At 59.3% G+C, this 11,058-nt stretch carries 7 protein-coding genes; 1 reads left to right on the top strand and 6 read right to left on the bottom strand.

Translation table 11 applies throughout. The annotated features are described in order from the left end of the window. Positions 1–3: 3 nt before the first annotated feature. The 5 genes from gmd to DBY63_RS17015 all read right to left on the bottom strand — a co-directional run bounded on the left by gmd (position 4) and on the right by DBY63_RS17015 (position 8,300). The gene (gene gmd / locus DBY63_RS16995; protein WP_108581682.1) at positions 4–1,035 is read right to left on the bottom strand and encodes a GDP-mannose 4,6-dehydratase; all 1,032 of its coding nucleotides are present in this window, start codon (positions 1,033–1,035) and stop codon (positions 4–6) included. A gap of 78 nt (positions 1,036–1,113) precedes the next feature. Next, positions 1,114–4,728 carry a glycosyltransferase gene (locus DBY63_RS17000; protein WP_108581683.1) on the bottom strand — a complete coding sequence of 1,205 codons (3,615 nt, stop codon included), beginning with the start codon at positions 4,726–4,728 and terminating at the stop codon, positions 1,114–1,116. A gap of 1 nt (position 4,729) precedes the next feature. Further along, positions 4,730–6,295 carry a class I SAM-dependent methyltransferase gene (locus DBY63_RS17005; RefSeq protein ID WP_108576387.1) on the bottom strand — a complete coding sequence of 522 codons (1,566 nt, stop codon included), beginning with the start codon at positions 6,293–6,295 and terminating at the stop codon, positions 4,730–4,732. Continuing rightward, the gene (locus tag DBY63_RS17010) at positions 6,292–7,509 is read right to left on the bottom strand and encodes an ABC transporter ATP-binding protein (RefSeq protein WP_108576386.1); all 1,218 of its coding nucleotides are present in this window, start codon (positions 7,507–7,509) and stop codon (positions 6,292–6,294) included. Before DBY63_RS17010 ends, DBY63_RS17005 begins: the two co-directional genes overlap by 4 nt. Next, positions 7,506–8,300: an ABC transporter permease gene (locus DBY63_RS17015; protein WP_108576385.1), complete on the bottom strand. Its 795-nt coding sequence runs from the start codon at positions 8,298–8,300 to the stop codon at positions 7,506–7,508. The genes DBY63_RS17010 and DBY63_RS17015 overlap by 4 nt, the downstream gene beginning before the upstream one ends. Positions 8,301–8,942: 642 nt before the next feature. Here DBY63_RS17015 and DBY63_RS17020 point away from each other — a divergent pair. Further along, positions 8,943–10,619: a cellulase family glycosylhydrolase gene (locus DBY63_RS17020; RefSeq protein ID WP_108576384.1), complete on the top strand. Its 1,677-nt coding sequence runs from the start codon at positions 8,943–8,945 to the stop codon at positions 10,617–10,619. 2 nt (positions 10,620–10,621) lie between these two features. Here DBY63_RS17020 and DBY63_RS17025 read toward each other — a convergent pair. Beyond that, positions 10,622–11,058: Lrp/AsnC family transcriptional regulator (locus DBY63_RS17025; protein WP_146750262.1), on the bottom strand; the 437-nt coding region annotated here is incomplete at its 5' end.

Genomic DNA, 11,058 nt, shown 5'->3' on the forward strand with positions numbered 1-11,058 from the left:
TAGTTAGAACGAGAAGCCTTGTTCGTTGCGACGCAGGTCAGCCTCGACCATCATCTGGCACAGTTGCTCCAGGGTAGTCTTGGGCTCCCAGCCCAGCTCGCGCTTGGCCTTCTCGGGATCGCCGATCAGCAGGTCCACTTCAGCGGGACGGTGGAATTTCGGATTCACGGCGACGACCTTCTTGCCGCTGCGGGTGCAGTAGCCTTCTTCCTTGTCAGCTTCGCCCTTCCACTCCAGCTGGATGTCCACGGCCTTGGCCGCCAGACTGACGAAGTCGCGCACGGTCTCGGTGCGGTTGGTGGCCAGTACGTAAGTGTCCGGCTTGTCGGCCTGCAGCATGCGCCACATGCCCTCGACGTATTCCTTGGCGAAGCCCCAGTCGCGCTTAGCGTCGAGGTTGCCCAGCTCCAGCACGTCCAGCTTGCCCAGCTTGATCTTGGCAATGCTGTCGGTGATCTTACGGGTCACGAACTCGCGGCCGCGCAGCGGGGATTCGTGGTTGAAGAGAATGCCGCTGGTGCCGAAGATGCCGTAGGACTCGCGGTAGTTGATGGTCATCCAATGGGCGTAGAGCTTGGCCACACCGTAGGGGCTGCGCGGATAGAACGGAGTGCTCTCGATCTGCGGGATGGCCTGGACCTTGCCGAACATTTCCGAGGTGGACGCCTGGTAGAAGCGGATCTGCGGATTGACGATGCGGATGGCTTCGAGCAGGTTCACCGGGCCGACGCCGGTGATCTCGGCGGTAGTCACCGGCTGGTCGAAGGAGACGCCCACGAAGCTCTGGGCGGCGAGGTTGTACACCTCGGTCGCTTCGGTGGTCTGCAGCAAACGGATGCTGGCGGACAGATCGGTCAGATCGTACTCGACCAAGTGCAGATTGGGATGGCCGGCGACACCGACTTCCTCGATCCGCCAGAAGTTGACCGAACTGGTACGGCGATAGGTGCCATAGACCGTGTAGCCTTTTTCCAGCAGCAGCTGGGCAAGGTAGGCGCCGTCCTGACCCGTGATGCCAGTGATGATTGCTTTCATGCCATTACTTTCCATATCGATTTTAATGAGCCCATTAGTCGCCCAGTCGGCGTCACTCGGGATTTTCGCTTTTGACAACTATGTTATTAGAGCCTTGAGTTGCTCTGCACTTTGTTTCCACGTCAGCCATGGCATGTCGCTGGACTGCGGGTGACTGCCTTTTTCGAACAGCACCAACCAGTCTTCCAGCGATGTCGCCAGGCTTTCACGGTCATCGCCCGCGAAGAAATAGGCATGGGTTCCGACAACTTCTCGAAATACTGGAATATCCCGGGCGATGATCGGTAGCCCCTTTTGCGCCGCTTCGATCAGTGGCAAGCCGAAGCCCTCAGCTTCGGAAGCCGCCAGGAGACAGCTCGCGGTAGCGTAGATGGATTCCAGATATTCATCGCTTATGCCCTTCAACCAAAAAAGCTTCTGATCCAGCTGGGGATGCTTTTTCAGTTTCTTGATCAGGGCCTCGACCTGCCAGCCTGGTTTACCCACGAGGGCAAGGTTGACCTCATAGCCCTTGGCCCATAACAGCTCGAACGCCGCCAGGGCCTGACTGACACCCTTTCTCGGTTCTATGGTGCCGACCATAAGGAAGGTCACCCGCTTGCGCAGTTCGCCCAGAACCTGGCCGGCGTCGGCAGGCATGCCCAGGGTCGGCGCCGAAGAGGAGACATCAGCACCGAGATGGAAGGCATCGATCACCTTGGGTGGCGCGATCCGTTGCTCGGCGAGCCAGGTTTTTAGTTCGCTGGCCACCGCATGGGAAATGCAGATCAACTTCTCGCCCAGGCCCGCGATGGCCATCACCCAAGCCTTGTGGACTTCACTCGCTCCCTGGGGAAAGGCGTTCGGCTTGAGCAGCGGCAATATGTCGTAGACGACGAATTGCGATTTCACACCGTCGCAGTGCATGGAGCGGAACTGCTGGCAGCGTTGGTTCTCGATGATGATCGCCGAGGTGAAGTCCAGCCCCAAGAAGATGTCTCCCGGTTGACACTCCACCAATTCGTCCTGCAACCAGCTGCCATAGACGCCTATCAGTCCGGATACGTATTCGCGGGCATAGCGAAGGGACCACTCGCCGGTCGCATCCGAGAAATAGACGGGCTCGATTCGATAGCCCGCAGGAGGAGATTCGAGCAACTCGAGCAGCAAGGAACGTACGACCCGCTGGATACCGGTCTTGAGATCGGTTCGACAGATGGCCGAAACGTCGATGAGGATTTGCCTGGCCGACTTGGCGATCGGCAGGGTTCTGACCAGGGCGTTGGCGAGCCGCGACAGCTGGGCATCGCTTTGCGACTGGGTAGCGGGAAGTTCTTGAAGCGCGGGCAGACAGCTTTCGAAATTCACCGTAGGACGTCGATAGAAAGCCTCGATCTTCTCGCTGAATTCAAGCGCGCAATGGTCGGGAGTATGCTGAGTCCTGAGTGTCCGCCTGCCCGCCTCGCTGATCGCCTCACGCCGCTCCGGATAGCGCCAGAGATCGTCCAGGGCATTCCTGAGGTTCTTGGCATCGACCTCATCGTCCAGCAGCACGACACTATCGGCGGGCAGCTCGGCCATGGAACCATTCGCGTTGACGATGGTGGCCAAGCCATAGTTCATACAGTCGAGCACGGCGGCGGAGGATTCCCCACGCGATGTCGTTCTGAGCTGGATCGCGATGTCTGCCGCCCCCAGATAGGCCAGATAGTCTTCATCGCTGACCCAACCCGTGATCTGGATTCGATGCGCATCCGCCGCGTCATCGATAGCCTGTTGAACCTGGATACCGTAGTCGTCCTGATCGTTGGCACCCACGAAGATCAGGATGCTCTGGCTGTCTGCACCAGCCTGACTGCTCAACCAGGCCTGGATTATGTCCAGATTGGCCTTGGTTGGTCCCATGTAGCCGAACGAACAGGCGATGAACGCGTTTTCCGGCAGCCCGAGCCGCTCCCGGCTCGCCTGGCGGGTGACCGGCCTGGCTTCGCCGCGCAGCAGGGGAATCCGATCGAAGGTGCGCGCGACTTCCCGAGGTAGCCAGCTATCCGCCAGCGTCTTCGAGTACTCGGAATGTACGATGACGCCGTGGCTGCCTTCCAGCAGAGAAAGATTGCAGGGATAGCGCTGGGTCACAGCCGCATCGTTGTTGGAGGTGAGGCAATCCCTGGCCGCGAGATAGCCGTGAGCCTCGTAATGAAGAGCGACCCATTTCTCCGGGTGGGTATAACGGTAGTTCTTCCAGACCAGATCGCCGATGAAGAAGTCGTGCAGCACGACCACCCCGGGATGACGCAGAAGCGCCGGCAACATATAGGAATGAAAGCGTGAGTTGCCCAGATTGTAGAGTATGCGGTCGTAGCGATCGGCATTGGCCAGAAACCAGTTCACGGTCCTGAGCGTGCAATGGGTCGACAGGGATGAGTCCGACAATAGATCGAAATCGTCCGCCACGATGGCATCGATACGATAGTAGCGAGCCAGCGCCGGGATCAGATCGGCGCTGTAACCGGCGACCCCCGTCCGTTCGGGCGGAAGCGGAGAGAAGAAGGCCAGCCGACGCTGCGTTGAGGTCGCCGATAGGGGCCTGGCAAGCCTCGATTGCAACTCGTCAACCAGTCGCTGCGCCAGCATCGGCCAGGTGTTTGAACCGACGGTGTCCGGCGCTACGGTCGCCCGCTTCTGCCGCAGGGCGGCGTCCAAGTGGGCACTCAGCTCGGCTGCTTCATGGAAGGTTCGTATGCCGAGACCGGTCAGCGCGGCAGGCGGAGTGCCCGCCGGTGCAAAGACCGGAGCGCCCAGGGTGCTCGCTTCCAGCGCAGCCAGGCCCAGCCGTCGCCCGGTGCAGACGAAGGCCTGGCAAGTCCGGTACAGGCGGGCCAACTGGATGTCATCCACGAAGCCTTCAAACTGGATCTGTCGCTCGTCGAGCCCCTGGCGCAAGGCGCTTTGCACCAATGCCTGGCGATCCCCGTCGGCCAGCTCGCCAACAATGCGGATTTGGCTCGACTTCCGCAGGGAGGCGTCCAGGGTGAAAAATGCCTGGTACAGCTGTTGGAGCTCAGGCTCAGCGCCTGCCGTCGCGAGCGTCAGGATGAACGGAGCGCGCTCGTCCTCCACCGCTGCCCCGGGGGCCGTCAACAAGGATTCGCGGACGGCGCCACCCAGAACCAGATAATCGTCCCGGGACGTGCCGTCGATAAGTTGATCCTGGCCGTCGACAAGACTCGTCACCACCAGCGTCAGCTGCTCGCGCCGCCCCTGCCAGGGGGCGAGCCATTCCGGCGATCCCGCAGCTTGCGCGGCCGTCCAACCCTGCTGATCGAGCAGTATCACGTCGTGCCAAGACTGACTGGATTCAGTAGAGAGCTCCTGAGTCAGCGCCCAGAGCCGAGCCTCGACATCCGTATGCAGAACCAGATCGGGCTTTAAGCGCTGCACCGCTGCTCGATAGAGCTGGGCATTGCAGGCCAGCGTCCACTCATCGGCGCCGTCCAGCGACCAGAAGACCTGGATAGATGACTGCTCGAGCAGCGCACCGAAACGCTCTCTCAGCCGGACCACCGAATCGGGAAACCGGCCGTCCAGCAGGAGAACGACATCCAGAGCGTGGCTGGCGGCGAGCGCGGTGATCAGCGACTCGCTGTAAAGGGCTTTACCGGAATGCTGGGTCGATGGGTCCTGACTGGCAATTAGATCTATGACGATACGCATTTTATTCGGCAACCGTTTCCTTGTTAGCGTTGCGCAGGACGCAATAAGCCCTTTTAGCCGAAGCCGACATACTCACCCCGGTATTGATCGGATCGGCGATGACCACTTGGGGAACGGGAGACTTTCCATACATGGCTGTCACCACACGCCGCTTTAAACCCGGAAAGTGACGCAGCAGGTTTTTCGCCAGCGTGCGCAGCACATAGGAGCTGGCCATCCGATGCAGGCGCGCGACGAGTAGGCTCCGAGAACCTGACCTGAGTCGACTCGCCAGCCGTCTCGGCAAGGCAGGCAAGCGGTAGAGACGAGCGGCGAGGGAGCCGCGCGACTGATGGGCATCCAGACTCGCCTGGAGCTGATGGATCTGGGCTTCGAGCGACAGCGCCCAGGCACCGGTCTCGTTCAATTGCCCCTCCAGAAAAGCTATACGCTCGCTCGATCCGCCCGAGGCATTTTCCGCCGACGAAGGCTGCAGCTGCCCCCTGAGTAGTTTGAGCAATTCGCTCTGTTCACGTTGAGCGCTCAGGGCATCCCTGGCCAGCGTGCGGGAGTCATCCAGAAGATGTTGAAACTGCTGCTGATTCGACTGCTGCAGGTTCTGTATTGCCTGGGTCAACTGATTGACCGGCGAGGTCGCGAGCTCCGCGAGCCACTCGCCGCGGCCAAGTGTTTCCTGATGATCGGCTAACTGGGCGGTCAGTTGCTGGACCTGTTGCTCAAGTCGGCCGAGATCCTGACGACCAGCCTGCTCCCGCTCGCGGAGCTCGGCGACTTCCTGTCCGAGCTGGGTACTCAGAGCGGTGTGCGACTGCAGCCTGTCGCGCAGTTCAGCTTCGTAACGCTCCGCCAGCTCATCGAAATCGACACCGTAGTTCGGGCTGAAGGCTTGCTCGAACAGCTCCATCACCGCTGGCTCAGCCGCCTTCTGAGCCACGATGGCATAGTCGGGACTGACGCCTCGAAAGACATCCAATAGCCTGGTACCACCGGCCTCGTCGACCATGTCCGGCTCCTGTAGCCGAACGACCTTGTGCTTGGCGAAACCGCTGTGTTCGACGAGAAATCCCAGCAGCAAATGCGGTATCGGCTTCTCGTGAGTAGGGTCCAGATAGAAGCTGTACGTACTGACCAGCAAGTTCTCGGCATTGGGCGTTTCGAAGATTAGCAAGCCGCCGGGTTTGAGCACCCGCAGCGCCTCGGCGGTGACGGCCTGCAGGACGGCGAAGGGCAGGTGCTCGACGATATGGAAACCAGAGACCAACGACAGGCTCTCGTCCGCCAGCTCGCGCAAAGCGGTCAGCGCATCCTTGTTGCAGGCCGGCAACTGCAGCGCCTGGCAGCCCTCCAGCATCCCGGCATCGAGATCGATGCCCTGGGCTTCGATGCCATTCTCGATGAGCAACTCCAGCCACTCTCCTCTTCCGCATCCGAGATCCAACGCGCGGCACTCGCCGTGTGCAACTTTAACCGCCGAGATAAAGGGCAGATAGGCAGACAGGCGCTTCTTGATAAGCTCGCGAGAGCCGCGATAACGATCTTCAAATGCCCGATAGAACTCACCGCTCATCGTATACACTCCACCTGCGGAGGCAGCCAAGCAAGACCAATGAATTCGTCTTTGTCGTAATTGACTACATTGAACACCAAGGCCAAATCGCGCCACTCATAGTTTTTGTGCAGATGGGTATTCATCGTGTGCAACGCGATGGCGACCGAGTAGGAACCGATTCCGACATTCATATCGAAGGCAAAGGTATAGGTCAGGACTTCGCCGGCCTTGAGATCGCCAAGCTTGCAATTCAGATTATGAGTGTTGCTGCCATAGACCGGCTGACCAAGCCGATCCTTGATCATGTAGCCTATGACCAATTCAGGGATGTCACTATTTATGGAGACCTGAACACTCAAGCTGACCTTTTCACCAACCTTGATGAACTCCACCCGCTCGCCGGATTCATTCAAGAGGCTAACATCCTGAATACTTGCCTCACCGCTACCCGAAACGGTCTGAACCTTACCGGTACGAGACGCGCTCAACCGGACGTTGGCATTTTCCTTTTCCGAGATGATGGCGTTGTAGAAATCCATTACCTCTTCAGGGGCACCATCTTTGATGATGGTGCCCTGATCCAGCAACAGAGCGCGCGTGCAGATTGCCTGAATAGCGCCCTTGTCGTGCGACACGATCAGCAAGGTCGTACCCTGCTGCTGGAAACTGCGCAAACGCTCGAAACTCTTATGCTGAAAATAGCTGTCTCCGACGGCTAGGGCCTCGTCGACGATGAGAACTTCAGGACGTATGGCGGTAGCCACGGCAAAGGCAACCCGCATCTGCATGCCGCTCGAGTACGTCCTGACCGCTTCGTCGAAATAGTTACCCACCTCGGCGAATTCTTCGATCCAGGGAAGAACCTCGTCGATCTGTTGCCTGCTAAAGCCCATCAAGCCCGCCGCGTGGATGGCGTTCTGGCGACCGGTCAATTCCTGATTGAAGCCCATCCCCAGCTCCAGGATGGCGGCAATCCTTCCACTCCTGTGTACGCTTCCGGCAGTAGGTTGCAGCGTACCTGCGATCATCTTGAGCAGAGTCGACTTGCCCGCGCCATTCTGACCGACGATGGCAATGGCCTCTCCCGGCTCCACGCTGAACGTGATATGACGGATTATCCAGTGCTCGCTGCTGGGCTTCACCGGGAGGTATAGCCATCGCGCAATCCGCTGCCATTCAGAGCGGTAGCCTCGGTAGGCCTTACCCAGATCGCGAATGTCGAGCACGCTCATAGCACGTCCACCATTTCAGGAGCTGAACGGCGAAACATAACCAGCCCCAAGGCCAGCAGCACGGCCGAGATCAACAGCGTCGGCCATAGGAAAGACAGGTCCGGGGCGGTGTCGTAGACCAGGATTTGATGGTAGGAAGAGGCCAGGGCGTAGAACGGATTCGCCTTGACGAAATCCACGATGTAGCTGGGAACGATGTTCACTGGATAAACGATCGGCGTAAACCAGAACCATACCTGCAGGAGGATCGGCACCACCTGCCCGACATCCCTCACGAATACATTGAGCACGCCGAGGATCAGACCTATACCGAACCCCAAAGCCACGACTGCCAACGTAAGGGGTATCAACCAGAGCATGACCAGATCCGGATACTTGCCGAAAAACGCGAACACCACGAGCAGTGCGCCCAACAGGAGCAAGTAATTCAGCAAACTGCAGCCGATGGCGATAAAGGGCAGCGTTATTCTGGGAAAACTCATCTTCTTCATCAGATTGCCTTGATCCACGAACAGCGTGAGGCAACGATTAATGGTTTCCGAAAACAGACTCCACCCGAGCATGCCGGCCATCAGGTACAGCGCATAGGCATATTGATGATCGACGCCTGGCAGTTTGGCCGCCAGCACGTTGGATAGTATCAGCGCGTAGATGGCAACCTGGGCCAATGGATTGATGATCATCCACAAGCCGCCGAGGCGACTTCTCGCGAAGCGGGAAGAAAAATCGTTGCGGATAGACGAAAGAACGAAACCTCTATAACGCCATAGCCCCAAAAACATCTGCAGCATTTGCTCTCCTTCGACTGCTCACTGCACCAATATCACCTTGACATCAGCGGAATAGGTGAATTGCCTTGATCATTTCCACTCCAGCCAAATCGGTCACCGTCGCCTAAATTCCCCATCTTAACGCATCGACCATGCGAGATGCCGCCAACCTGGCAGATTTCCGGCAGGTACCGCTGGATGAATCACGAGTGGGAACGGGCTACCAGTCAGCCGGTGACAGGACGCTCAGAAAGAAGCGTTCCGGCAGGTAGTCACCGTACCTCGCCAGGCCCATGCCTTCTGCAACCCGGTGTCTGCCGGAGGACAGGCCCCGCACCGAAGACGCCAGCCTTCGTCCTCAGATGGCGAGAAACCTTCCGCCTTTCTATCAGTACGAGATACGGCGGTGCTCAGGATCACTTCCATGGCTAAAGGTTCATTTTCCAGGCGTCGTAAGCCGCGGCTTCCGAGCAGAAGCCTGGCTGCATCCACTGCGGACCATCCATCTTCCCGAGCTAAAGAAATCAGGAGCGCGTTCGACTATTAGGCATGACCTGAGGACAGCCGCCTCACCCCGCTCCTCGCCCCTTACGAGATGTCTTGTCGATGCCTATCCCGCCCTTATCATCGCGCCGGAATCCTGTTGCAGCTCTTGCGCTGTCGATGAGCCTGCTGCTCACCGTCCTTACCAGCCCTGATGCTCGGGCGGAACAGGTCAATCTGGTGGGTCTGAACCTATCCGGCGCCGGGTTCGCGGGTCAGGTACTGCCTGGCGTGAATGGCACACACTACATTTTCCCGGTGGAAGCATATTTCAGCCAATGGAGCGCACGCGGGATCAAGCTCGTACGCTTCCCAGTACTGTGGGAACGCCTGCAACCTCAGCTCAACGCGCCCTTCGACGCCACTTACGCTGCCCTGATCGACCGTACCTTCGGCTATGCGCAGAAATACGGCATCAAAATCATCTTCGATCTGCACAACTACATGCGCTACCGGGGGGATGTGATAGGAACCGCCGCTGTGCCTTACAGCAGTTACAAGGACGTGATGTCACGCATAGCGAGGCGCTGGAGTTCACATCCGGCGCTGTATGCGTACGACATCATGAACGAACCCCACGATGCGATGACCCAATGGCCCATCGCGGCACAGCAGGCCATCGATGCCGTCCGCGCCATCGATACCGTACATCCCATCATGATCGAGGGTAATGGCTGGGCGGAAGCGACTCGCTGGCCGCAGTGGAATGACGCGTTGCTGGGCCTTTCCGATCCCGCCAACAACCTGATCTTTCAGGCTCACGTCTATTTCGACGGTGAGGGCGGCGGCGGCGCGTATACGTCTACCAGCGCCGCTGCGCGCGGAGATGATTATGGCGTGGAACGCGTCAGGCCTTTCGTGGAGTGGCTGAAGCGAAACGGCAAGCGCGGCATGATCGGCGAGTTCGGCATTCCCGATAACGATGCCCGCTGGAATGTGATCATGGGAAGGATGCTCGCCTATCTTAAGCAGAACTGCATACCGGCGACCTATTGGGCCGCGGGACCGGGCTGGGGCAATTACAACCTGTCGGTTGAACCAATCAACGGAGTGGAACGACCGCAGTGGGCCACCCTGAAAGCCTATCTGGACGATTCCAGTTGTTCCGCGATAGGGCCGCGATCCAGCTCGACCACAGCCACCGAGTCGACCGCCAGCGCCAGGAACCAGGCGGCCACCGAGGCGGTCACGAGCGTCTATCAAGACTATCTGGATAGGTCGGTTGACAAGGCTGGGCTCGACTATTGGTCGAGCCATATCGCCAACGGCAATCTAACGCTGGCTCAGCTCATCAATTCGGTGATGGGCAGTGCCGAGTACCAGAATCGATCCGCCATCGAGGGGCTCTATCGGACCTATCTGGGTCGCAACGCCAGCGGCGCCGAGGTGAGTTACTGGGCCAACCTCGTCAATGGAGGCGGCTCGACCATCGAAAACATCAGGAACGCCTTTGTTCATAGTGCCGAATACAGCAGCAATGTCGCCAACTCCGTCGAGCAGCTTTACCGAGGCTATCTGGGTCGCTCCGCGGATTCAGCGAGTCTGGGCTATTGGACACAGCAGATCGTAGGCGGCAGCTTGACTGCCGCCCAAGTCAAAAGCGCAATCACGCAGAGCGAAGAGTACCGAAGCGTCGCTCAAGCGGAGATCGGACAGCTGTACCGAACCTATCTAGGCCGTGAGCCAGATACCGCAGGCCTGAGCGGTTGGACGAACCAGCTCACGAGCGGCAACCTGTCGCTTGGCGACATCGAGCAGGCGATAAGCAACAGCGCCGAATCCCGGGCGCGGCGCTGAGGTCAAGGAGCTGGACTGACACTGGCTCTGCGATCGATCTTCCGATTCAGGATGATCGACGTCTGGGTCTGCTTGACCCCGTCCAGGTTGCCGATGCGGTCGAGCAGTTCGTCGAGCTTTTCGTGGGTGGTGCAGCGCAGGAAGGCCAGGTAGTCGAACTGGCCGCTGACCGAGGAGACTTCCTCGACCTCGACCATCTTTTCCAGGGCGCGGATGACGCCGGCGGTGCTGCGCGGCAAGACGCTGATGGCGCAGTAGGCGCGCACGGCGGCCTGTTCCAGTTCGGAGCCCAGGCGTAGCCCGTAGCCCTGGATGATGCCGTCGCGCTCCAGGCGCGCCAGGCGGGTGACCACCGTGGTGCGTGCCAGGCCCAGCTGGCGGGCCAGGGTGGCGTTGGAGGCGCGGGCGTTCTGTTGCAGCAGGTGGATGAGCTGCCAGT

Origin of the sequence: Pseudomonas sp. RIT411, assembly GCF_003057735.2 — a bacterium.
GTDB lineage: Bacteria > Pseudomonadota > Gammaproteobacteria > Pseudomonadales > Pseudomonadaceae > Chryseomonas > Chryseomonas oryzihabitans.

Coding starts and splice junctions, on each gene's coding strand:
- gmd (WP_108581682.1), bottom strand. CDS start 1,035: ATGAAAGCAATCATCACTGGCATCACGGGTCAGGACGGCGCCTACCTT.
- DBY63_RS17000 (WP_108581683.1), bottom strand. CDS start 4,728: ATGCGTATCGTCATAGATCTAATTGCCAGTCAGGACCCATCGACCCAG.
- DBY63_RS17005 (WP_108576387.1), bottom strand. CDS start 6,295: ATGAGCGGTGAGTTCTATCGGGCATTTGAAGATCGTTATCGCGGCTCT.
- DBY63_RS17010 (WP_108576386.1), bottom strand. CDS start 7,509: ATGAGCGTGCTCGACATTCGCGATCTGGGTAAGGCCTACCGAGGCTAC.
- DBY63_RS17015 (WP_108576385.1), bottom strand. CDS start 8,300: ATGCTGCAGATGTTTTTGGGGCTATGGCGTTATAGAGGTTTCGTTCTT.
- DBY63_RS17020 (WP_108576384.1), top strand. CDS start 8,943: ATGAGCCTGCTGCTCACCGTCCTTACCAGCCCTGATGCTCGGGCGGAA.